At 70.6% G+C, this 22,312-nt stretch carries 19 protein-coding genes; 11 read left to right on the forward strand and 8 right to left on the reverse strand.

All coding sequences use genetic code 11. From position 1 onward, the window contains the following. Positions 1-35: 35 nt before the first annotated feature. Positions 36-1,112 (reverse strand): M4 family metallopeptidase, encoded by a 1,077-nt coding sequence (locus ACFVWY_RS08105; protein ID WP_389868457.1) that lies wholly within the window; start codon positions 1,110-1,112, stop codon positions 36-38. 294 nt (positions 1,113-1,406) lie between these two features. On the opposite strand from ACFVWY_RS08105, the gene leuA reads away from it, so the two are divergent. The 4 genes from leuA (at position 1,407) to ACFVWY_RS08125 (ending at position 5,737) form a co-directional block, all read left to right on the forward strand. Next, the gene (leuA, locus tag ACFVWY_RS08110) at positions 1,407-3,182 is read left to right on the forward strand and encodes a 2-isopropylmalate synthase (protein ID WP_389868458.1); all 1,776 of its coding nucleotides are present in this window, start codon (positions 1,407-1,409) and stop codon (positions 3,180-3,182) included. Between the two features lie 204 nt (positions 3,183-3,386). Next, the gene (locus ACFVWY_RS08115) at positions 3,387-4,085 is read left to right on the forward strand and encodes a TerB family tellurite resistance protein (protein ID WP_389868459.1); all 699 of its coding nucleotides are present in this window, start codon (positions 3,387-3,389) and stop codon (positions 4,083-4,085) included. A gap of 47 nt (positions 4,086-4,132) precedes the next feature. After that, the gene (gene recO, locus ACFVWY_RS08120) at positions 4,133-4,879 is read left to right on the forward strand and encodes a DNA repair protein RecO (protein WP_376687187.1); all 747 of its coding nucleotides are present in this window, start codon (positions 4,133-4,135) and stop codon (positions 4,877-4,879) included. Between the two features lie 36 nt (positions 4,880-4,915). After that, entirely contained in the window at positions 4,916-5,737 is an 822-nt protein-coding gene (locus ACFVWY_RS08125) for an isoprenyl transferase (protein WP_389868461.1), read from the forward strand. Positions 5,738-5,776: 39 nt separating this feature from the next. Here the strand turns inward: ACFVWY_RS08125 and ACFVWY_RS08130 are convergent, their stop codons facing one another. From ACFVWY_RS08130 to ACFVWY_RS08145, 4 genes are all read right to left on the reverse strand, one after another. Further along, positions 5,777-6,238 carry a Fur family transcriptional regulator gene (locus ACFVWY_RS08130; protein ID WP_389868462.1) on the reverse strand — a complete coding sequence of 154 codons (462 nt, stop codon included), beginning with the start codon at positions 6,236-6,238 and terminating at the stop codon, positions 5,777-5,779. Between the two features lie 57 nt (positions 6,239-6,295). Beyond that, positions 6,296-7,195, reverse strand: a complete 900-nt coding sequence (locus ACFVWY_RS08135) for a metal ABC transporter permease (protein WP_389868464.1) — start codon at positions 7,193-7,195, stop codon at positions 6,296-6,298. 2 nt (positions 7,196-7,197) lie between these two features. After that, a complete protein-coding gene (locus tag ACFVWY_RS08140; protein ID WP_389868465.1) occupies positions 7,198-7,980 on the reverse strand; it encodes a metal ABC transporter ATP-binding protein in 783 nt (260 codons plus the stop codon). Between the two features lie 62 nt (positions 7,981-8,042). Beyond that, positions 8,043-8,996 (reverse strand): metal ABC transporter substrate-binding protein, encoded by a 954-nt coding sequence (locus ACFVWY_RS08145; RefSeq protein WP_389868467.1) that lies wholly within the window; start codon positions 8,994-8,996, stop codon positions 8,043-8,045. Between the two features lie 161 nt (positions 8,997-9,157). Here ACFVWY_RS08145 and ACFVWY_RS08150 point away from each other — a divergent pair, with 161 nt between their 5' ends. Next, positions 9,158-10,540, forward strand: a complete 1,383-nt coding sequence (locus ACFVWY_RS08150; RefSeq protein ID WP_389868469.1) for a glycine--tRNA ligase — start codon at positions 9,158-9,160, stop codon at positions 10,538-10,540. Between the two features lie 253 nt (positions 10,541-10,793). Beyond that, the gene (locus ACFVWY_RS08155) at positions 10,794-11,036 is read left to right on the forward strand and encodes a DUF6243 family protein (RefSeq protein WP_389868470.1); all 243 of its coding nucleotides are present in this window, start codon (positions 10,794-10,796) and stop codon (positions 11,034-11,036) included. A 523-nt stretch (positions 11,037-11,559) separates the two neighbouring features. Here the strand turns inward: ACFVWY_RS08155 and ACFVWY_RS08160 are convergent. Further along, positions 11,560-13,047, reverse strand: coding sequence for an MFS transporter (locus tag ACFVWY_RS08160; RefSeq protein WP_389868472.1), 1,488 nt, complete (start codon positions 13,045-13,047; stop codon positions 11,560-11,562). A 70-nt stretch (positions 13,048-13,117) separates the two neighbouring features. On the opposite strand from ACFVWY_RS08160, the gene dusB reads away from it, so the two are divergent. The 4 genes from dusB to ACFVWY_RS08180 all read left to right on the forward strand — a co-directional run bounded on the left by dusB (position 13,118) and on the right by ACFVWY_RS08180 (position 19,728). Further along, positions 13,118-14,266: a tRNA dihydrouridine synthase DusB gene (gene dusB, locus ACFVWY_RS08165; protein WP_389868474.1), complete on the forward strand. Its 1,149-nt coding sequence runs from the start codon at positions 13,118-13,120 to the stop codon at positions 14,264-14,266. Between the two features lie 714 nt (positions 14,267-14,980). Then, positions 14,981-17,728 carry a pyruvate, phosphate dikinase gene (gene ppdK, locus ACFVWY_RS08170; protein WP_389868475.1) on the forward strand — a complete coding sequence of 916 codons (2,748 nt, stop codon included), beginning with the start codon at positions 14,981-14,983 and terminating at the stop codon, positions 17,726-17,728. A 486-nt stretch (positions 17,729-18,214) separates the two neighbouring features. Continuing rightward, positions 18,215-19,189, forward strand: coding sequence for a transcriptional regulator (locus tag ACFVWY_RS08175; protein ID WP_389868476.1), 975 nt, complete (start codon positions 18,215-18,217; stop codon positions 19,187-19,189). Between the two features lie 119 nt (positions 19,190-19,308). Then, positions 19,309-19,728, forward strand: a complete 420-nt coding sequence (locus tag ACFVWY_RS08180) for a VOC family protein (RefSeq protein WP_389868477.1) — start codon at positions 19,309-19,311, stop codon at positions 19,726-19,728. Between the two features lie 10 nt (positions 19,729-19,738). On the opposite strand, the gene ACFVWY_RS08185 is transcribed toward ACFVWY_RS08180, so the two are convergent. Next, the gene (locus ACFVWY_RS08185) at positions 19,739-20,671 is read right to left on the reverse strand and encodes an oxidoreductase (RefSeq protein ID WP_389868479.1); all 933 of its coding nucleotides are present in this window, start codon (positions 20,669-20,671) and stop codon (positions 19,739-19,741) included. 120 nt (positions 20,672-20,791) lie between these two features. On the opposite strand from ACFVWY_RS08185, the gene ACFVWY_RS08190 reads away from it, so the two are divergent. Beyond that, the gene (locus ACFVWY_RS08190) at positions 20,792-21,580 is read left to right on the forward strand and encodes a sulfite exporter TauE/SafE family protein (RefSeq protein ID WP_389868481.1); all 789 of its coding nucleotides are present in this window, start codon (positions 20,792-20,794) and stop codon (positions 21,578-21,580) included. 33 nt (positions 21,581-21,613) lie between these two features. Here the strand turns inward: ACFVWY_RS08190 and ACFVWY_RS08195 are convergent, their stop codons facing one another. Further along, positions 21,614-22,237, reverse strand: coding sequence for a class F sortase (locus tag ACFVWY_RS08195; RefSeq protein WP_389868483.1), 624 nt, complete (start codon positions 22,235-22,237; stop codon positions 21,614-21,616). Positions 22,238-22,312 lie beyond the last annotated feature (75 nt).

The following is a 22,312-nucleotide window of genomic DNA, read 5'->3' on the forward strand; positions in this document are numbered from 1 at the left end:
CGACCTCCGGGCCGGGCGGGCTGACTGGGAGCGTTCTACGAGGTCGGCACACCCACTTCCGACCACGCCTTCAGGACGGCCTCGACCTCGTCGCCCTCACCGAAGCGGCTGCGGGCGGCCTCGACCGTCAGCCGGGCGAAGTCCGAGAACTCGGCGTCCACAGCCAGTTGACCACCTGTGAGCACATCGAACCAGAGCTGACCGGCCCGCTCCCACGCATGGCCGCCGAGCGCCGTCGCCAGCAGGTAGAACGCGCGGTTCGGAATGCCGGAGTTGATGTGCACCCCGCCGTTGTCCTGGCTGGTCCGGACGTAGTCGTCCATCGAGGCGGGCTGCGGGTCCTTGCCGAGGACGTCGTCGTCGTACGCCGTGCCCGGGGCCTTCATCGAGCGCAGCGCCACGCCCTGGACGTCGGGGGCCAGCAGGCCGGCGCCGATCAGCCAGTCGGCCTGGTCGGAGGTCTGGCCCAGGGTGTACTGCTTGACCAGGGTGCCGAAGACGTCGGACACCGACTCGTTGAGCGCGCCGGACTGGCCGTAGTAGCTCAGGTTGGCGGTGTACTGGGTCAGGCCGTGGGCCAGCTCGTGGCCGATCACGTCGATCGCGACGGTGAAGTCCAGGAAGACCACCCCGTCCCCGTCGCCGAAGACCATCTGCTCGCCGTCGAAGAAGGCGTTGTTGTACTTCTCGTCGTAGTGCACCGAACCGATCAGCGGCAGCCCGTTGCCGTCGATCGAACGGCGTCCGTACGCCGTGAGCAACAGTTCGAAGGTGGCGCCGAGTCCGGCGTACGCGCGGTTGACGCTCGCGTCCTGGGTCGGCTCCTGGCCCTCGGCGCGGACCTTGGTGCCGGGGAGCTGGGTGCCGTGACGGCAGTCGTAGATCGTCCGGTCGGGCTGGTCGGACTCCTCCGCACCGTCCCGGCGGGCGGGCACCACGGTGACCAGCGTGGACATCTGGCGCCGGGTGCGGCGGGCCGCGTCGCCCTCCAGGGTGCGACGGGACGGCCCGGCGAGATCGGGGTTCTCGGACTGGGAGAGCTTGTCGAGAACGTGGGGCGGCACGATCGTGCAGAAGACGGGGTGGAACCCGTGCGGTGACTGAGGCTGCATAGCGCCGACTGTGACAGCCGCGTAACCGCGATGTCACCCATTGCGACGAGGATTGACGAAATGGAGTGATCGGTCACGGCTGGGCGTTTCCCGGCCCCGGTCCCGCATACTGATACGGGACGGACGCATCAGGCGCCTCTCGGCTAGTCTCGTCGCATCATGCGTTTCGGGCTGCTTCTCCTTAGCTGCCGCGGCGAGGGCCTGTAGTCGTAGGCCGACCCCCTCCCCGCGGAGTCTGGTGCTGCAGCGACACAGTCGGCCGTCCCACCGCTGGACCCCGAGGAGCCGTACGTCATGACCGACGCAAACCCCGACAGGATCACTGCCGGCCGCCCGACGCCGCTCACCAACGCGACGCGTCTGCAGAAGCCGTCCGGGATGCCGACCCACAAGTACCGCGGTTACGACGCGGTCGACATCCCCGACCGCACCTGGCCGGACCACCGGATCACCGCGGCCCCCCGCTGGCTCTCCACCGACCTGCGCGACGGCAACCAGGCCCTGATCGACCCGATGTCGCCGGCCCGCAAGCGCGAGATGTTCGACCTGCTCGTGCGCATGGGTTACAAGGAGATCGAGGTCGGCTTCCCGTCCTCCGGCGACACCGACTTCGCGTTCGTCCGCTCCATCATCGAAGAGGGCGCGATCCCCGAGGACGTGACGATCTCCGTCCTGACGCAGGCCCGCGAGGACCTGATCGAGCGGACCGTGGAGTCGCTGATCGGCGCCCGCCGCGCCACCGTCCACCTCTACAACGCCACCGCGCCGACCTTCCGGCGGGTCGTCTTCCGCGGCTCCAGGGACGACATCAAGCAGATCGCCGTGGACGGCACCCGGCTGGTCATGGAGTACGCGGAGAAGCTGCTGGGCCCGGAGACGGCCTTCGGCTACCAGTACAGCCCGGAGATCTTCACCGATACCGAGCTGGACTTCGCCCTGGAGGTCTGCGAGGCGGTCTGTGACGTCTGGCAGCCCGAGGAGGGCCGCGAGATCATCCTCAACCTGCCCGCCACCGTGGAGCGCTCGACGCCCTCCACGCACGCGGACCGGTTCGAGTGGATGTCGCGCAACCTGACCCGCCGCGAGCACGTCTGCCTCTCCGTCCACCCGCACAACGACCGCGGCACCGCCGTCGCCGCCGCCGAACTGGCCCTGATGGCCGGGGCCGACCGGGTCGAGGGCTGCCTGTTCGGCCAGGGCGAGCGCACCGGCAACGTCGACCTGGTCACCCTGGGCATGAACCTGTTCTCGCAGGGGGTCGACCCGCAGATCGACTTCTCGCAGATCGACGAGATCCGCCGCACCAGCGAGTACTGCAACCAGATGGAGGTCCACCCGCGCCACCCCTACGCGGGCGACCTGGTCTACACCGCCTTCTCCGGCTCCCACCAGGACGCCATCAAGAAGGGCTTCGACGCCATGGGGGCCGACGCGGCGGCCCAGGGCCGGACGGTCGACGACATCGAGTGGGCGGTGCCGTACCTGCCGATCGACCCGAAGGACGTCGGCCGCAGCTACGAGGCCGTCATCCGGGTCAACTCGCAGTCCGGCAAGGGCGGGATCGCCTATGTCCTGAAGAACGACCACAAGCTGGACCTGCCGCGCCGGATGCAGATCGAGTTCTCCCGGATCATTCAGGCCAAGACCGACGCCGAGGGCGGCGAGGTCACGCCGACGCAGATCTGGTCCGTGTTCCGCGACGAGTACCTGCCCAACCCGGACAACGCCTGGGGCCGCGTACAGCTGCGCACCGGCCAGACCACGACCGGCTCCGACGGCCGGGACACGATCACCGTCGAGGCGACCGTGGACGGCGCCGACACCGTGCTGAGCGGCACCGGCAACGGCCCGATCTCCGCGTTCTTCGAAGCGCTGCAGGCCATCGGCATCGACGCCCGGCTGCTGGACTACACCGAGCACACCATGAGCGAGGGTGCCAGCTCCCAGGCCGCCTCGTACATCGAGTGCGCCATCGACGGAATGGTCCTGTGGGGCATCGGCATCGACGCCAACACCACGCGGGCCTCGCTCAAGGCCGTCGTCTCCGCCGTCAACCGCGCCAGCCGCTGACCCCGGAGCCCGCGGGACGCACCTCCGCGACCCCGTCCCCCGCACCAGGGGGGCGGGGTTCGGCCATCTCGGCGGCGGTTGTGACGGGCGAGGTACTGACGCCGCCTCACGACTGTGGTTAACATCACGTCCACGCGGCAATGTTGCCGGAGGGGGCACCTCCCGTGCCCTGAGGGCTACGGGGGAGTTACGGAGGTGTGCGACGTGCGGTCAGCCCTGGGACAACGCGCCAGGAAGCTGCGTATCTGCGGCATCCGCACCGTCTGGGATCCGGTCGGCGACGGGGAGTTCTTCTGCCCCGGCTGCGGAGGCGACCGGAACTACCGCCGCCTCACAGGCCGTCGCCGCTTCGCGGTGCTCGGCGTGCCGATGCTGGGCCGCGGCACCGCGGGCCCGGTCGTCGAATGCGCCGCCTGCCGGGATCACTTCGGCACCGACGCGCTCGACCATCCCACCACCATCCGCCTCTCCACGATGCTCCGGGACGCCGTCCACACCGTGACGCTCGGCGTCCTGGTGGCGGGCGGCACCACCTCCCGCCCCGTGCTGGAGGCCGCCACCGCCACCGTGCGCGGCGCCGGGTTCGACGACTGCACCGAGGAGCAGCTGCGTACCGTCGTCGAGGTCCTCGCCGCCGACACCGGGCACGGCCCCGACCCGGCCGCCGAGGCGTGCGGCGCGGCCCTCGCCATCGAACTCCACGAGGCACTGGAGCCGCTCGCCCCGCACCTCGCCCCCGCCGGACGCGAGGCGGTCCTGCTCCAGGGCGCCCGGATCGCGCTCGCCGACGGCCCGTACGGACCGGCCGAGCGTGAGGTGCTGGGCATCGTCGGCACCGCCCTCCAGATCTGCGCCCAGGACACCGCCCGGCTGCTCGCCGAGGCCGCGCGCACCCCTTCCTGAACGCCCCGGCGGCCCGGGACGCCGTCCCCGTACCGGACAATGGACGCATGAGCTTGTTCCGGGACGACGGCGTGGTGCTGCGCACGCAGAAGCTGGGCGAGGCCGACCGGATCATCACGATCCTGACCCGCGGCCACGGCCGGGTGCGCGCCGTCGCCCGCGGGGTGCGGCGCACCAAGTCCAAGTTCGGCGCGCGGCTCGAACCGTTCTCCCACGTCGACGTGCAGTTCTTCGCCCGGGGCAGCGAGCTGATCGGCCGCGGGCTGCCGCTGTGCACCCAGAGCGAGACGATCGCTCCGTACGGCGGCGGCATCGTCACCGACTACGCCCGCTACACCGCGGGCACCGCGATGCTGGAGACCGCCGAGCGGTTCACCGACCACGAGGGCGAGCCCGCGGTCCAGCAGTACCTGCTGCTCGTCGGCGGGCTGCGCACCCTGGCCCGCGGCGAGCACGAGCCGCACCTCATCCTCGACGCGTTCCTGCTGCGCTCGCTCGCCGTCAACGGCTACGCCCCCAGCTTCGAGGACTGCGCCCGGTGCGGAATGCCGGGGCCGAATCGGTTCTTCTCCGTCGCGGCGGGCGGTGTGGTGTGCGGCGACTGCCGGGTGCCCGGCAGCGTCGTACCCTCGGCTGAGGCCGTCACCCTGCTCAGCGCGCTGCTCAGCGGCGACTGGGAGACGGCGGACGCGTGCGAGGCGCGTCATGTCAGGGAGGGGAGCGGGCTGGTGTCCGCGTATCTGCACTGGCATCTGGAGCGCGGGCTGCGCTCACTGCGGTATGTAGAGAAGTGACACAGGCGGATCAGGCACAGGGAGCGGGACAGTTTCATGGCAGTACGCGGGATGCTCGGCGGCCGTAACAAGCGTGACTACAAGACCCCGGAGCCGCATCCGTCCGGCGCCACACCCCCCAGGATCCCCAGCGAGCTGGTGCCCAGGCACGTCGCCGTCGTGATGGACGGAAACGGCCGCTGGGCCAAGGAGCGCGGACTGCCGCGCACCGAGGGCCACAAGGTCGGCGAGGGCGTCGTCATGGACGTGCTCAAGGGCTGCATCGAGATGGGCGTCAAGAACCTCTCGCTGTACGCGTTCTCGACGGAGAACTGGAAGCGGTCCCCGGAAGAGGTGAAGTTCCTGATGAACTTCAACCGGGACGTGATCCGCCGCCGCCGCGACGAGATGGACGAGCTGGGCATCCGCATCCGCTGGGTGGGCCGGATGCCGAAGCTGTGGAAGTCCGTGGTCCAGGAGCTCCAGGTCGCCCAGGAGCAGACCAAGGGCAACGACAAGATGACGCTGTACTTCTGCGTCAACTACGGCGGCCGGGCCGAGATCGCCGACGCCGCTCAGCGCATCGCGCAGGACGTCGCGGCCGGGAAGCTGGACCCGTCCAAGGTCAACGAGAAGACCTTCGCGAAGTACATCTACTACCCCGACATGCCGGACGTCGACCTCTTCGTCCGCCCCAGTGGGGAGCAGCGCACCTCGAACTACCTGATCTGGCAGAGCGCCTACGCCGAGATGGTCTTCCAGGACGTGCTCTGGCCGGACTTCGACCGCCGTGACCTGTGGCGGGCCTGCCTGGAGTACGCCCAGCGGGACCGGCGCTTCGGCGGGGCGATGGAGGCGGGCCAGCAGTCCGCGAAGTGAAGGCGGGAGGCCCGGGGCACCGCCCCGGGCCTCCTCCGCTCATCGCGTCCCGGCCGTCTGTTCCTTCTTGTCCTTCTTGTCCGCGCATTCCGCGCAGGTGCCGAAGATCTCCACGGTGTGCGCCACGTTGACGTAGCCGTGCTGGGCGGCGATGGTCTCCGCCCACTGCTCCACCGCCGGGCCCTCGACCTCCACGGCCTTGCCGCACAGGCGGCAGACCAGGTGGTGGTGGTGATCCCCGGTCGAGCAGCGGCGGTACACGGACTCGCCCTCCGTGGTGCGCAGCACGTCCACCTCGCCCGCGTCGGCCAGGGACTGGAGCGTGCGGTAGACGGTGGTCAGCCCGACCGAGTCGCCGCGGTGTTTGAGTACGTCGTGCAGCTCCTGGGCGCTGCGGAACTCATCCACCTCGTCGAGCGCCGCGGCCACCGCCGCCCGCTGGCGGGTCGACCGGCCGCGCACCGGGGCCGCGTTCGTTCCACTGATCGGCGCCGTCGCCACAGCAGCCTCCTCGTGTCGCCCGTACCTGTCGGGCCATTGTGCCAGCCCGGCCCGGCGTCAGGGCCGAACCGCGAGATCGTCCCCGGCGGGGCGGGTGGCCGGTACTTCCAGGGTGCATCCACCGGTGTCCGCCTCGCCGCGGCGCGCGCGGCGCCGGGCCAGCGGGGCGGCCAGCAGCGTCAGGCCGATGAAGACCGCGATGGCCAGCAGCACGATCGTGGCGCCGGGCGGTACGTCCTGGTAGTAGGAGGTGACGGTGCCGGCCAGGGTCACCGCCGTACCGATGACGACCGAGAGCACGAACGTCACCCGGAAGGAGCGGGCGATCTGCTGCGCGGCGGCGACCGGCACCACCATCAGGGCGCTGACCAGCAGCAGCCCGACGACCCGCATGGCGACCGTCACGGTCACCGCCGCGGTCACGGCGACCAGCAGGTTCAGCGCACGCACCGGCAGTCCGGTGACCCGCGCGAACTCCTCGTCCTGGCTGACCGCGAAGAGCTGACGGCGCAGGCCCAGCGTCACCAGCAGCACGAAGGCGGCCAGCAGGCAGATCGAGGTGAGGTCGCTGGTGGAGACCGTCGACAGGGAGCCGAAGAGATACGAGGTGAGGTTGGCGGTGGAGCCGGTGTCGGAGAGGTTGATCAGCAGCACTCCGCCCGCCATGCCGCCGTAGAACAGCATGGCCAGCGCGATGTCGCCGCGGGTGCGGCCGTACCAGCGGATCAGCTCCATGACGACGGCACCGGCCACCGCGACCGCCGTGGCCATCCAGACCGGGCTGGTGGAGAGCAGGAAGCCGAGGCCGACGCCGGTCATCGCGATGTGGCCGATGCCGTCGCCCATCAGGGCCTGGCGGCGCTGGACGAGGTAGACGCCGACGGCGGGGGCGATGACACCGACGAGTACGGCGGCGAGCAGGGCCCGCTGCATGAAGGGAGGGTTCAGGAATTCCATGGTCAGCTCAGCAGTCCCGTCCGGGCGGGCTCGGAGGCCGCGTGGGGGTGTACGTGGTCGTGGCCGGGCAGGGCGTGCTGGCCCAGCGCCTTCGGGGGCGGTCCGTCGTGCAGCACGCAGCCGTCGCGCAGCACGATCGCGCGGTCGATCAGCGGTTCCAGCGGGCCCAGTTCGTGCAGCACGAGCAGCACCGTGGCACCGGCCGTGACCTGCTCGCGCAGGGTCGAGGCGAGGATCTCCTGGCTGGCCAGGTCGACCCCGGCCATCGGCTCGTCCATGATCAGCAGCTCCGGCTCGGCGGCCAGCGCGCGGGCGATCAGCACGCGCTGGTGCTGTCCGCCGGAGAGCGCGTCCACCGGATCCCCGGCCCGGTCGGCGAGGCCGACCAGCTCGATGGCCCGGTCGACGGCGGTCCGGTCGGCCCGGCGCAGCAGCCCCAGCCGCGCACGGGACAGCCGCCCGGAGGTGACGACCTCGCGGATGGTGGCGGGGACGCCGCCGGACGCCGTGGTGCGCTGGGGTACGTAGCCGACCCGCGCCCACTGCCGGAAGCGGCGCAGCGGGGTGCCGAACAGTTCGACGGAGCCGTCGGTGAGCGGGACCTGGCCGATGACGGAGCGCACCGCGGTGGACTTGCCCGAGCCGTTGGCGCCGAGGAGGGCGGCGACCTCGCCCCGGTGGACGGTGAAGTCGATGCCGCGCAGCACCCGGCGGGCGCCCAGGGTGGCCGAGGCGCCGCGCAGGGCTATGACGGGTTCGGGCGTGGTGCTCCCGGTCTCGGGCATGAGTGCCTCCGGTGCTGCGGGGGTGGGGACGGGGGGACGGGCGGGGGCGGAGGCCGTGGGGCTCATTTCGCGCCGAGCGCCTTCTGCAGCGCGGCGAGGTTGGACCGCATCACTTCGAGGTAGTCCGTGCCCTTGGACTGCTTGGTGATCCCTTCGAGCGGGTCCAGGACGTCGGTGCGCAGGCCGGTGTCCTGGGCGAGGGTCTTCGCGGTCCGGTCGCTGGCGAGCGTCTCGAAGAACACGGTGGTGGCCTTGTCCTTCTTCGCGATGGCGTGGATCTCGCTGATCCGGGCGGGGCTGGGGTCGGCCTCCGGGTCGACGCCCGCGATGCCCTCCTGGGTGAGGCCGTAGCGCTCGGCGAGGTAGCCGAAGGCGGAGTGGGTGGTGATGAACGTCCTGGTCGCGGTGGTGCGCAGGCCGTTCTCGAACGCGGTGTTCAGCTCGTCGAGCTGGGCGACCAGGGCGGTGGTGTTCTTCCGGTAGTCCGCGGCGTGGCCGGGGTCGGCCTTCTCCAGGCTCTTGCCGACGCCCTTGGCGATCTCGGCGTACCGGACCGGGTCCAGCCAGACGTGGGGGTCCGCCCCGGCCGCGCCGCCGTGGTGCTCGTGGCCGTGCTCCTCGGCGCCGACCTCGGTGCCGTGGTCCTCCAGCGTGGTGAGCTGTGAGGCGTCGAGGGCGTGCCGGGCGCCGGACAGCTCGACGGCGTCGTCCACGGCCGGCTGGATGCCCTTGAGGTAGAGGACGAGCCCGGCGTCGGTGAGCCCGCCGATCTGCCGCGGGCTGAGCTCCAGGTCGTGCGGCTCCTGGCCGGGCTTGGTGAGGGTGGTGACGGAGACGTGCGTGCCGCCGATCCGTTCGGCCAGGAACTGCATCGGATAGAACGAGGCCACCACATCCAGCCCGTCGCCGTTCGTGCGGTCCGCGGTGTCCGCCGTGGAGCAGGCGGTGAGTGCGGTGAGGCCGAGCGCGGCCGCCGCGGCGATGGCGGCGGTGGGCATGAGGCGGCTGACGTTCATGACAGTCATTTTCAACAAAGATGGAAACGATTGTCAACAAGGATGAAGAGATGACCGCGCGACGGGCTGGTCCGGTCCCGATTTGTTCGACAGGGCGTGCCCGCCGGTAATCTGAAGGGCGCAGCAGCATGTAGCAGCACGCCGTCGTAGAAGAGAGCACCGTGGCCGCCGACAAGATCGACTCCATCGTCAGCCTGAGCAAGCGCCGAGGCTTCGTCTATCCCTGTAGTGAGATCTACGGTGGTCAGCGAGCCGCCTGGGACTACGGGCCGCTGGGTGTCGAGATGAAGGAGAACCTCAAGCGCCAGTGGTGGCGCTACATGGTCACCTCCCGCGAGGACGTGGTCGGTATCGACTCGTCGGTCATCCTCGCCTCCGAGGTCTGGGTCGCCTCCGGCCACGTCGCCACGTTCACCGACCCCCTGACCGAGTGCACCTCCTGCCACAAGCGCTTCCGCGCGGACCACCTGGAGGAGGCGTACGAGGAGAAGCACGGCCACGGCCCCGCGGGCGGCCTGGCCGACCTCAACTGCCCCAACTGCGGGAACAAGGGCACGTTCACCGAGCCCAAGCAGTTCTCCGGTCTGCTCTCCACCCACCTCGGCCCGACCCAGGACTCCGGCTCGGTCGCGTACCTGCGCCCCGAGACCGCCCAGGGCATCTTCACCAACTTCGGCCAGGTGCAGCAGACCTCCCGCAAGAAGCCCCCGTTCGGCATCGCCCAGATGGGCAAGTCGTTCCGCAACGAGATCACCCCGGGCAACTTCATCTTCCGGACCCGCGAGTTCGAGCAGATGGAGATGGAGTTCTTCGTCAAGCCGGGCGAGGACGAGGAGTGGCAGCAGTACTGGATGGACCAGCGCTGGAACTGGTACACCGACCTCGGCCTGCGCGAGGAGAACATGCGCTGGTACGAGCACCCGAAGGAGAAGCTCTCCCACTACTCCAAGCGCACCGCCGACATCGAGTACCGCTTCCGCTTCGGCGGCAGCGAGTGGGGTGAGCTGGAGGGCGTCGCCAACCGTACGGACTACGACCTCAAGGCCCACTCCGCCGCCTCCGGCACGGACCTGTCGTTCTTCGACCAGGAGGCCGGCGAGCGCTGGACCCCGTACGTCATCGAGCCCGCGGCCGGTGTCGGCCGGGCGATGCTCGCCTTCCTGCTCGACGCCTACGTCGAGGACGAGGCGCCCAACGCCAAGGGCGTCATGGAGAAGCGCACCGTGATGCGTCTCGACCCGCGCATCGCGCCGGTCAAGGTCGCCGTGCTGCCGCTGTCCCGCAACCCGCAGCTGTCGCCGAAGGCCAAGGGCCTCGCGGCCGACCTCCGGAAGAACTGGAACATCGAGTTCGACGACGCGGGCGCCATCGGCCGCCGCTACCGCCGCCAGGACGAGATCGGTACGCCGTTCTGCGTCACCGTCGACTTCGACACCCTCGACGACAACGCGGTGACCGTGCGTGAGCGCGACACGATGAAGCAGGAGCGCGTCTCCCTGGACCAGATCCAGGGCTACCTCGGCGCCCGTCTGCTGGGCTGCTGAAGCCGCACGCCGAAGCCCCCGGTCCCCGGAAACCACCGGGCGGGCCGGGGGCTTCGGCGTAGGACCGGCCTGACGGAAATCCGGTGCGTGGGGCGTGCCGGAGACGGTACGGTTCCGGCATGTATGCGTTCTTCCAGATCTACGAGTGAGCGCGCGGCGGGTCGGAGCACCCGCCGCCCACCGGACCGATCACGGTCGCCCGGACCGCATGTCGTAAGGCGGCCTCACCTCGCACAACGAACGGGAGAACACCGTGGCCAAGAGCCGTAACAATCTGCTCGGCGTGGGCGGACAGCGCAAGAAGCTGTCCCGGACCGGGCAGCAGGGCACCGGGGCGGCGCGCGACGCCGACCTCAGGGCGGCGGCCGACCAGAAGCAGGAGCTGCTGCGCCGGATGCGCGAGCGTGCTCAGAACCCCGCCACGCCGGAGGCCGCCGAGGCCCTGGACGGCGCGGCGTCCCCGGCCTCCACGGCGGAGGACGACGCGCAGAGCTGACACCCCGCACCGCCACCTGTAGGTACGACCGTGGGCCCGGATCACCCCGTGATCCGGGCCCACGGCCCTGTCCGGCGCTTTCTGGGCGATGCGCCGTGCGGCACCGGTGGCCAGGAACGGGCCGGGGCGGTCCGGCAGCCGCTGGACGTGGTCGCCCGCCTCGAAGAGCGGGTCCAGCCGGGGCGCAGGTCCTCGGGCGGCATGGAATCCGCGATCTCGGTCCGGGGGAGCTGGCTCCCGCTGTGGCCGAGGACCTCCGCCGGTCGTGCGAGGGACGGTTCCCCTCGCTCACGGAGCCGTCGTACGGCGGGATCGGTCCGGAGGCGGTGCGGTGGAGTGCGCGGGGCGGGAAGGCCGTGCGCGCGTCTCCCTGCCGCGTCCCTCCCGGCGAGCCTTCGTTCCGCGCCACGGCAACGGCCTTGGTGCGGAAGACGGTTGCTCCCGTATCGGCGAGGGGCGGGCCGGAGACGCGGTGCCTGCGCCCGGCGCGGCGCGGTCCGGTGTTCCTGCGCCGCGGTGGCCGTCAGGAGGTCCGGGAGTCCGCCGAGGTGCGGGCGCCGGACGGGGCGGCCGACCGTTCCTCCAGACGCTTCGCCGTCCGCAGCGCCGTCTCCTGGGCCCATCGGCCGCTGGTCAGGGCGCCCACGAGGAGGACGGCCAGGCCGCAGCCGCCGATGATCCACCAGGCGGGCTTGCTCGCGTCCACGAAGGCCGTCGCGTACGCCGCGCCGCGCGGTGAGCCGGTGCCCGCCACCCCGGACGCCAGCACCGCGCCGATCACGGCGACCCCGAGGGTGCCGCCGATCTGGCGGCTGGTCGAGGCGACCGCGGCCGCCACCCCGGCCTGGGCGCGGGGCATCCCGGAGACGGCGGTGTTGGTGATCGGCGCGTTCACCATGCCGAAGCCGAGGCCGAAGAAGACGTACCCGGTGAAGAGCAGCACGGTGTCGGTCTCCGCCTCGAACACCGCGAACAGCAGCCCGCACGCCGTCATGGCCACGCCCGCCACGAGCAGCGGCAGGCGCGGGCCCCGGTTGCCGACCAGCCGTCCGGACAGCGGGGCGCAGACGAAGGTCAGGGCCGCCATCGGCAGCATGTACAGACCGGCGTGCAGCGCGCTCAGCCCGCGTACGTTCTGGAGGTACAGGGTGTTCAGGAAGAGGAACCCGCTCAGCGCGGCGAAGGCGCAGACCGCGATGACAGTGGCGCCGCTGAACGGCGCGCTGCGGAAGAAGCGCAGATCGATCAAGGGCTCGCTGCGCCGGGACTCGTACGCCAGCAGACCGGCCAGCGAGCCCAGGGCGAGCGCGGCGAACAGCAGGATGCGCGGCGAGGTCCAGCCCGAGGAGGGGGCTTCGATGATCGCGTACGTCAGCGAGCCGAGCAGTCCGATCACCAGCAGCTGGCCCACCGGGTCGGGGCGGCGCGGCTTCGGGGCGCGGGACTCGGGGACGTAGGCCCAGGTGAGCAGGAGCGCGGCGAGGCCGACCGGCAGATTGATCCAGAAGATGGACCGCCAGCCGACCGAGTCCACCAGCAGACCGCCGACCACCGGGCCCGCCGCCATCGATATGCCGACCACGCCGCCCCACACCCCGATGGCGCGGGCCCGCTCGCGTGGGTCGGTGAAGGTGTTGGTGATGATCGACATCGCGACGGGGTTGAGCATCGAACCGCCCACCGCCTGCACCATCCGGAACGCCACCAGAGACTCCAGGTTCGGCGCCACGGAGCACAGCAGCGAGCCGAGGGTGAAGAGGACCAGGCCGGCCTTGAAGACCCTCCGGCGGCCGATCCGGTCGGCGGTGGAGCCCGCGAGCATCAGCAGCGAGGCCAGGACCAGGGTGTAGGCGTCGATCGTCCACTGCATGCCGGCGACCGTGGCGTGCAGCTCCTTCTGCATGGAGGGGAGGGCGACGTTGAGGACGGTGTTGTCGAGGCTGACGATCAGCAGACTCATGCAGCAGATCGCCAGTACCAACTGCCGACGGCGGGGACTGAGCTCAGGCATACATGGATAGTACGGTTAACTAACGAACTCCGCCGCCGGAGTGGTCTGCCCGGTACGCGACAATGGAGCAATGACCACGCTCGCTCCCTCGCTTCCGCAGCTCCGGATCGGCCCGCACCTGGTGCAGCCGCCGGTGGTGCTCGCCCCCATGGCCGGGATCACCAACGCCCCGTTCCGCACCCTGTGCCGGGAGTTCTCCGGCGGCAAGGGGCTGTTCGTCAGCGAGATGATCACCACGCGGGCGCTGGTCGAGCGCAACGAGAAGACCATGCAGCTGATCCATTTCGACGCGAGCGAGACTCCGCGCTCGATCCAGCTGTACGGAGTGGACCCGGTCACCGTCGGCAAGGCCGTCCGGATGATCGTCGACGAGAACCTCGCCGATCACATCGACCTGAACTTCGGCTGCCCGGTGCCGAAGGTGACGCGCAAGGGCGGCGGCTCGGCGCTCCCGTACAAGCGGCCGCTGCTGCGGGCGATCCTTCAGCAGGCGGTCTCGCAGGCGGGCGCGCTGCCGGTCACGATCAAGATGCGCAAGGGCATCGACGACGACCACATGACCTATCTGGACGCGGGCCGGATCGCGGTCGAGGAGGGCGTCACGGCCGTCGCCCTGCACGGCCGGACGGCCGCCCAGCACTACGGCGGCACCGCCGACTGGGACGCCATCGCCCGCCTCAAGGAGCACGTCCCGGAGATTCCCGTTCTCGGCAACGGCGACATCTGGTGTGCGGACGACGCGCTGCGGATGATGCGGGAGACCGGCTGTGACGGTGTGGTCGTGGGCCGGGGCTGCCTGGGCCGCCCGTGGCTCTTCGGCGACCTGGTGAACGCCTTCGAGGGCACGGGCACGCGTCAGGCGCCGGGGCTGCGGACGGTGGCCGGGGCGATGGTGCGGCACGCGACGCTGCTGGGGGAGTGGATCGGCGACGAGGCGCGCGGCGTGATCGACTTCCGCAAGCACGTCGCCTGGTACCTCAAGGGCTTCTCGGTCGGCTCCGAGATGCGCAAGCGGCTCGCGGTCACCTCCTCGCTGGAGGAGCTGGCCGGGCAGCTGGCGCAGCTGGACCTGGACCAGCCGTGGCCGGACGGCGCGGACGGGCCGCGCGGGCGGACCTCGGGCAACAACCGGGTCGTGCTGCCGGACGGCTGGCTGAAGGACCCGTACGACTGCGCGGGCGTGAGCCCGGACGCGGAGCTGGACACCTCGGGCGGCTGAGGCCGTCCAGCCCCTCCCGGCCCCCCTCCAGCCCTTCCCCGGGGCTTTCCGGCTCCTCCCGGGCCCTCCCTGGGCTCCCCCCCCCGGCCCCCTGTTCCGCGCGGGGCTTTCCGGCCCCCTCCCAGGTCTTCCCGGGCCTTCGAGGCACGTGGCGCCACCCGGCACCGCGTGCCTCTTCTCGTTGCATGCTCATGTGAGCGCAATATTCCGCCGGATTCGACGCATGCCGGGGTGAGCGATGTCCGGAACGGGCGAGTAGCGGTCTTCGCGCACCGCTTCCAGTCGCCGTGAAGCCCCGTCCGTGATGTCCTGATGACGGACGGTCGCCGATCAGGCGTCCGAATGGTGACATCTGAGCGGCGGTCGTAGAGTGATTCTCGCCACCCTGAGAGCTCTTGCGCTCAGATGAGCACGTTTTTTGGGGTTTGACTTCTCAAATGGTGGCACTCGGTGCCAGTGGCCTCTCTTTTGATCGATCGACGCTTGCGTGGCGGAGTGTGATCAAAATGGGGAATATGAGTGGCGCAGGGTGATTATGCGTTCAAGAAGTGAACGAATTCTGCCTCTGGGGCGGTTGATCGTGTCACTTTCGATCCGCTGGCGGATGGGTGGTTGAGACCTGGTGACGCGTCAGTGGACGTACCCAGAAACCTTCGATCTGGGTATGTTCCTCGCCGTCAGGGCAGCCACCGCGTCCTCGAGGAGTCGAGACCCGTGTCGGAAATCAAAGATCCCCACGTCACCAACCCGGAGTCCCGGGGGTCCGAGGGCGAGAAGTTCGTTTATGACTTCACCGAGGGCAACAAGGATCTGAAGGACCTCCTCGGCGGCAAGGGCGCGAACCTCGCCGAGATGACCAACCTCGGGCTTCCCGTCCCTCCGGGATTCACCATCACCACCGAGGCGTGCAAGGTCTACCTGGAGAGCGGCCAGGAGCCGAGGGAGCTGCGTGCCGAGGTCAGCGCGCACCTCGACGCCCTCGAATCGCGGATGGGCAAGAAGCTCGGCCAGGCCGACGACCCGCTGCTGGTCTCGGTCCGCTCCGGGGCCAAGTTCTCGATGCCCGGCATGATGGACACGGTCCTCAACATCGGCCTCTCCGACGAATCCGTCGTCGGTCTCGCCGCACAGGCCGGTGACGAGCGCTTCGCGTGGGACTCCTACCGGCGCCTCATCCAGATGTTCGGCAAGACCGTCCTCGGTGTCGACGGCGACCTCTTCGAGGAAGCGCTGGAGGCGGCGAAGGAGGCCAAGGGCATCACCGTCGACGTCGACCTCGACGCCTCCGACCTGAGGAAGCTGGTCGAGCGGTTCAAGGAGATCGTCGCGCGGGACGCCGGGCGCGCGTTCCCGCAGGACCCGCGCGAGCAGATGGACCTGGCCATCAAGGCCGTCTTCGACTCGTGGAACACCGACCGGGCCAAGCTCTACCGCCGCCAGGAGCGCATCCCGGGCGACCTGGGCACCGCCGTCAACGTCTGCTCGATGGTCTTCGGCAACCTCGGCCCCGACTCCGGTACGGGCGTCGCCTTCACCCGTGACCCGGCCAGCGGCCACCAGGGCGTGTACGGCGACTACCTGCAGAACGCGCAGGGCGAGGACGTCGTGGCCGGTATCCGCAACACGGTGCCGCTCGCCGAGCTGGAGTCGATCGACAAGAAGTCGTACGACCAGCTGATGCAGATCATGGAGACCCTCGAAACGCACTACAAGGACCTGTGCGACATCGAGTTCACCATCGAGAGCGGCCAGCTGTGGATGCTGCAGACCCGGGTCGGCAAGCGCACCGCCGGTGCGGCCTTCCGGATCGCCACCCAGCTCGTCGACCAGGGCCTGATCGACGAGGCCGAGGCGCTCCAGCGGGTCAACGGGGCGCAGCTGGCGCAGCTGATGTTCCCGCGCTTCGACGACGACGCGAAGACGGAGCTGCTGGGCCGGGGCATCGCCGCCTCGCCGGGCGCGGCGGTCGGCAAGGCGGTCTTCGACTCGTACACCGCGGTCAAGTGGTCCCGCTCCGGCGAGAAGGTCATCCTGATCCGCCGCGAGACCAATCCCGACGACCTCGACGGCATGATCGCGGCCGAGGGCATCCTGACCTCGCGCGGCGGCAAGACCTCGCACGCCGCCGTCGTGGCCCGCGGCATGGGCAAGACCTGTGTCTGCGGTGCCGAGGAGCTGGAGGTCGACACCAAGCGCCGCCGCATGGCGGTGGGCGGCCGGGTCATCGAGGAGGGCGACGTCGTCTCCATCGACGGCTCCACCGGCAAGGTGTACCTCGGTGAGGTCCCCGTCGTGCCGTCCCCGGTCGTCGAGTACTTCGAGGGCCGGATGCACGCCGGTGCCGACGACGCCGACGAGCTGGTCGCCGCCGTGCACCGCATCATGGCGTACGCGGACCGGGTGCGCCGGCTGCGGGTGCGGGCCAACGCCGACAGCGCCGAGGACGCGCTGCGGGCCCGCCGCTTCGGCGCCCAGGGCATCGGGCTGTGCCGCACCGAGCACATGTTCCTCGGCGAGCGCCGCTCGATGGTCGAGAAGCTGATCCTCGCGGACACCGACGCCGAGCGCGAGACCGCGCTGGAGGAGCTGCTCCCGCTCCAGAAGGCCGACTTCATAGAGCTGTTCGAGGCGATGGACGGGCTGCCCGTCACCGTGCGGCTGCTCGACCCGCCGCTGCACGAGTTCCTGCCCGACATCACCGAGCTGTCGGTGCGGGTCGCGCTCGCCGAGTCCCGCAAGGACGCGAACGAGAACGATCTGCGCCTGCTCCAGGCCGTGCACAAGCTGCACGAGCAGAACCCGATGCTGGGTCTGCGCGGGGTCCGGCTCGGTCTGGTCATCCCGGGCCTGTTCGCCATGCAGGTACAGGCGATCGCCGAGGCCGCGGCCGAGCGGAAGAACGCCAAGGGCGACCCGCGCGCCGAGATCATGATCCCGCTCGTCGGAACGGTCCAGGAGCTGGAGATCGTCCGCGAGGAGGCCGACCGGGTCATCGCCGAGGTCGAGGCCGCCACCGGCACCCGGCTGAAGCTGACCATCGGCACGATGATCGAGCTGCCGCGTGCCGCGCTGACCGCCGGCCAGATCGCCGAGGCCGCGCAGTTCTTCTCCTTCGGCACCAACGACCTGACCCAGACGGTGTGGGGCTTCTCCCGCGACGACGTGGAGGCCTCCTTCTTCACCGCGTACCTGGAGAAGGGCATCTTCGGGGTGTCGCCGTTCGAGACGATCGACAAGGACGGCGTCGGTTCGCTGGTCCGCAGCGCGGTCGCGGCAGGCCGGGCCACCCGCCCGGACCTGAAGCTCGGTGTCTGCGGTGAGCACGGTGGTGACCCGGAGTCGGTGCACTTCTTCCACGAGGCGGGGCTGGACTACGTGTCCTGCTCCCCGTTCCGCATCCCCGTAGCCCGGCTCGAAGCGGGGCGCGCGGCGGCGGGCTCCACCGGAAGCGACAGCCGCTGACGCGGTGCGTCCGCTGACCGGGGCCATCCACTGCCCCGGTACAGAACACTCTGATCCATCGCCCGGAGACGGCGGCGCCCTGTGCGGGGGCGCCGCCGTCTCGTTTTGTCCTGGGCAAAACGCGTGTTCGACATTGTTCTTTTTCTTCGTTAAGAAGTCAGGCTCCCCCGTTTAATACGCAAAGAAGGGAGTGAAAACGGACCGGGGCGCGGCCCCTGGATCCCCATCCACGAGCCACGCCCCGGGTTACCCCGTCGGGAACGGTGCCGCACCGTCGTCCACCGCCGCCGAGCACGCGAAACCCCCCACGGCCTTCGCTCGCCCTTCCGGTGGCGTCGGATTCGTGCCCGACGTCGTACAGCTTTTCGGGTGACGGCGGCTCGGGGCGAGGCGTTTCACCTGTGGCTGAAACCCCGTGGTGACGTGCTGTTACGGATCACCTACCCTGGGATGGGGGCAATTGCAGGTGCAACAAGTGGGGGACAGGTGCTGCGTATCCATATGTCCGGGGTGGACCTGTCCAAGGTCCGGATGGCCGCCCGGCCGGACCCGCTGTGGGAAACCGCGCTGAGTTTCCACCGGCTGAGGGACCGGCGCGGTTCCGCGGTGTTCGGGAAATGGCGTACGGAAACCCGTGCCCGGTTGAATGGTGAAGCACGTCTGCTGTCCGCCGTGATTCCGACCCGCGGCTATTTCCCGGATTTTCTGACGCCTTCTCAGGAAAGCGGCGAGCCGTACGGCATCGACGCCGGAATGGAGGCCCTGCGCGCCACCCCGCCCGGCCGGGTCCTCGCCGAGCTGGCCCTGCTCGGCGCCGAACGCCGCGACACGGCCCGCTTACCGGACGTCCGCGCCGAACCGCTCGGCCGGATCGCCGACGCCCTGCGCCGCTACCACCGCGCGGCCGTCGAGCCGTACTGGCCGCACATCCGGGCCAGTGTCGAGGCCGACCGGGCGGTCCGCGGCCGCGCCCTCCTGGACGGCGGGGCGGACGAACTGCTCGCCTCCCTCCCGCCCATGATCCGCTGGCGGGCCCCGGTGCTGGAGGCGGACTACCCCGTCGACCGCGACGTCCGGCTCGGCGGGCGGGGGCTGTTGCTCCAGCCGTCCTTCTTCTGCCGCGTCACCGCCGTCGTCTACCGCGACCCGGAGCTCCCGCCGGTGCTCGTCTACCCGGTCACCCACTCCCGCGCCCCGGTGTTCGCCGAGCCGGGCCCCTGGCTCGGCCGGCTCCTCGGCAACACCCGCTCCACGGTCCTGCGCGCCATAGGGAACGGCTGCACGACCAGCGAGCTCGCGCTGCGGGCCGGGGTCTCCCTCGCCTCGGCGAGCCAGCACGCCTGTGTGCTCCGGGAGGCGGGGCTGATCCACACCCTGCGGCACGGCGGTTCGGTCCTGCACACTCTGACGCCGCTGGGCGGCTCGTTGCTCCGGGGCGGTGCGCCGCTCGCCCTGTCCTGAGCCCCGGTGGCGGGCCTGTCCGGATTCGGCGAAAGTTTTTTCGAGACGGGCGATGAGTTCTCCGAGGCCCCGCCGTCTACCTGTCGTACACGTTCGGACAACGAGAGAGCGAAGCGGCCATGCCTCAGATGATCTTCGTCAACCTGCCGGTCAAGGACCTGGAGACGTCCAAGAACTTCTTCGGCAAGCTGGGCTTCTCCAGCAACCCGCAGTTCACCGACGACAACACCGCCTGTGTCGTCCTCAGCGAGACCATCTTCGTGATGCTGCTGACCGAGCCGCGTTTCAAGCAGTTCACCAAGAAGGAGATCGCCGACTCCTCGACGCACACCGAGGCCATCCTCGCGCTCGCCGTCGAGAGCCGTCAGAAGGTGGACGAGATGGCTGACGCCGCCCTCGCCGCCGGTGGTTCGCCCGCCAACGACCCGATGGACTTCGGGCACATGTACGGCCGCTCCTTCCAGGACCCCGACGGCCACATCTGGGAGGCCACGTGGATGGACCCGGCCGTCATCGAGGGCGGGGCCCAGGACAGCTGAGCGCGGCCGGTCAGGCCGGACCCAGCTCCGGGTACGTCACGCCGGTGAGCTGCTCGGACGCCACCCAGAGCCGCTCGCTGCGCACATCGTCGCGGGTACGGCCGGCCCGCCAGGACGGGGCCGGGGCGCCGCGCCAGCCCAGCGGTCCCGGCCCGGTGAACGAGTCGGGGCGTACGCCGGGCGCGGTGGCCGCGTACAGCGAGGGCAGCGCACCGGCCGAGGCGGGCTGGGCGACGATCCGGTTGCCCAGCTCGAAGAACCGCTCGGCCGCCCGGCGGTTCTCCATCCGGGCGGCGGCGGACTGAAGGTTGGTCGCCGCGTATCCCGGGTGCGCGGCGGCGGCCACCAGCCGGGAACCTGCCCGGGTGAGCCGCCGCGCCAGCTCGTGGACGAAGAGCAGATTGGCGGTCTTCGAGCGGCCGTAGGCGATCCAGCGGCGGTAGTTCCGCTCGCTGTTGAGATCGCCCATGTCGAGGTCGGCCAGTGCGTGCAGTCCGCTGGAGACGGTCACCACCCGGGCTTCGGGGGCGGCGAGGAGCCGGGGGAGCAGCAGCCCGGTCAGGGCGAAGTGCCCCAGGTGGTTCACGCCGAACTGCCGCTCGAAGCCGTCCGCCGTCGTCCCGTACGGCAGGGCCATCACGCCCGCGTTGTTGATCAGCAGATCGATCCGGTCGGGGGCGTGCGTGGCGGCGAAGTCCCTCACCGAACGCAGATCGGCCAGATCGAGCGGTACGAACGCCACGTCCGCGCCGGTCACCGCCTTGCGAAGGAGGCTCTCGGCCGCCCGGCCGCGGGCCTCGTCGCGGCAGGCCAGCAGCACCCGCGCACCGTGCCGGGCCAGTTCCCGTGCGGTGTTCAGGCCGATTCCGCTGTTGGCCCCGGTGATCACGGCCGTGCGGCCGCTCTGGTCCGGGATGTCGTTCGCGTTCCAGCCGTGGGTCATGCGCCCCAGCGTACGGCCGCGGAGACCGGCCCAGGAGGGCCCGTTCGGCCCAGCCCGGGAAGCTCAGTTTTGGCTCAATGCAATGGACGGGGCGGGGATCGCGTCCCTAGGGTCGCGATCATGCCCGACATAGCCATCACCACCCTGGTCATCCTGTGTATCGCCGCGGCCGCGGCTGGCTGGATCGACGCGGTGGTGGGAGGGGGCGGACTGCTGCTGCTGCCCGCGCTGCTGCTGGGGCTGCCGCACGTCCCGGCCGCGCACGTGCTGGGGACGAACAAGGCGGTCGCGATTGTCGGCACCTCCGGCGCCGCCGTGGCGTATGTGCGCAGGGCGCCGGTGCGGCTGGCGACCGGGCTGCGGATCGGGCTCGCCGCGCTGGCCGGCTCGATGGCCGGGGCGTTCTTCGCCGCCGGGCTCAGCAGCGAGGTGCTCCGGCCGGTGATCATGGTCGTGCTGCTGGCCGTCGCGGCGTTCGTGATGCTGCGGCCCTCCTTCGGCAAGGAGACCGGCGACGGAACGCGCAAGCAGGTCACCCGGGCCCGCACAGTGACCGCGATCGTGCTGGTCGGCGGTGGCATCGGTTTCTACGACGGTCTGTTCGGCCCCGGCACCGGGACGTTTCTGGTGCTGGCGCTGACCGCGGTGCTCCATCTGGACCTGGTGACGGCCTCCGCCACCGCCAAGATCGTGAACGTCTGCACCAACGCCGGTGCGCTGGCCATGTTCGCCTACCAGGGCAGCGTGCTGTGGCAGCTGGCGGCGCTGATGGCGGTGTTCAACCTGGCGGGCGCGGTCGTCGGGGCGCGGATGGCGCTCAGCCGCGGCAGCGGCTTCGTCCGCGGTGTGCTGCTGGTCGTGGTGTTCTCGCTGGTCGCGAAGCTGGCCTTCGACCAGTGGACGGCCTGAGCGGCAGGCGCCGCGGCGAGGTTCCCGCCCGGTTCACCGGACGGCGGTCAGATGCGCGTACGCCACCACGTTGCCCTGGTAGCCCGTCGCTTTCGAGAAGCCGCCGCCGCAGGTGATCAGCCGCAGTGAGGCGAAGGGCGCGGCGCCGTACACCCGCTTGTCGGGGAAGGCGTCGTTCTCGTAGACCTCGACCGCGTCGAGCGAGAAGACGGCGGTGCGGCCGTCCTGGCGGACCACCTCGACCGTGCTGCCCTTGCGCAGGGCGCCCAGGTCGTAGAAGACCGAGCGGCCCTCCGCGTTGTCCACATGACCGGCCATGATGGCGCTGCCCTCGGAGCCCGGGGGCGTGCCGTCGCGGTACCAGCCGACGACATTGCGGTTCCCGGCCGGGGGTACGTCGAGTCTGCCGCCGGGCCCGAGGCCGAGCCGCATGACCGGGGCGTCCACCCGGATGCCCGGGATGCGCAGGCGGACGGGGGCGGACGGTTTCAGCGGGGCGGCCAGCGGGGAGCCCGGCTGCGGTACGGGGCCGTCGGCGAAGGCCTGGGCGGCGGTGGGGCCGGGCGGGACCAGCTGGGTGCCGACGCCGTTGCGGATCAGCCAGACACCGGCCAGCGCCGCGATGACGAGCAGCCAGCCCTTGGCCTTCTGGGACACGGTCGTCCTCCGGTCGGCGGTAGGGAACGGTCCCGTCCCGGTGGCACGTGGCCACCGGGACGGAAACCGGGCGGT

It is taken from the genome of Streptomyces sp. NPDC058195, from assembly GCF_042883525.1.
GTDB lineage: Bacteria > Actinomycetota > Actinomycetes > Streptomycetales > Streptomycetaceae > Streptomyces.

Bases quoted from the DNA above. Each gene is read 5' to 3' on its own strand.
- ACFVWY_RS08105 (WP_389868457.1), bottom strand. From the start codon at position 1,112: ATGCAGCCTCAGTCACCGCACGGGTTCCACCCCGTCTTCTGCACGATC.
- leuA (WP_389868458.1), top strand. From the start codon at position 1,407: ATGACCGACGCAAACCCCGACAGGATCACTGCCGGCCGCCCGACGCCG.
- recO (WP_376687187.1), top strand. From the start codon at position 4,133: ATGAGCTTGTTCCGGGACGACGGCGTGGTGCTGCGCACGCAGAAGCTG.
- ACFVWY_RS08125 (WP_389868461.1), top strand. From the start codon at position 4,916: ATGGCAGTACGCGGGATGCTCGGCGGCCGTAACAAGCGTGACTACAAG.
- ACFVWY_RS08135 (WP_389868464.1), bottom strand. From the start codon at position 7,195: ATGGAATTCCTGAACCCTCCCTTCATGCAGCGGGCCCTGCTCGCCGCC.
- ACFVWY_RS08140 (WP_389868465.1), bottom strand. From the start codon at position 7,980: ATGCCCGAGACCGGGAGCACCACGCCCGAACCCGTCATAGCCCTGCGC.
- ACFVWY_RS08145 (WP_389868467.1), bottom strand. From the start codon at position 8,996: ATGAACGTCAGCCGCCTCATGCCCACCGCCGCCATCGCCGCGGCGGCC.
- ACFVWY_RS08160 (WP_389868472.1), bottom strand. From the start codon at position 13,047: ATGCCTGAGCTCAGTCCCCGCCGTCGGCAGTTGGTACTGGCGATCTGC.
- dusB (WP_389868474.1), top strand. From the start codon at position 13,118: ATGACCACGCTCGCTCCCTCGCTTCCGCAGCTCCGGATCGGCCCGCAC.
- ACFVWY_RS08180 (WP_389868477.1), top strand. From the start codon at position 19,309: ATGCCTCAGATGATCTTCGTCAACCTGCCGGTCAAGGACCTGGAGACG.
- ACFVWY_RS08185 (WP_389868479.1), bottom strand. From the start codon at position 20,671: ATGACCCACGGCTGGAACGCGAACGACATCCCGGACCAGAGCGGCCGC.
- ACFVWY_RS08190 (WP_389868481.1), top strand. From the start codon at position 20,792: ATGCCCGACATAGCCATCACCACCCTGGTCATCCTGTGTATCGCCGCG.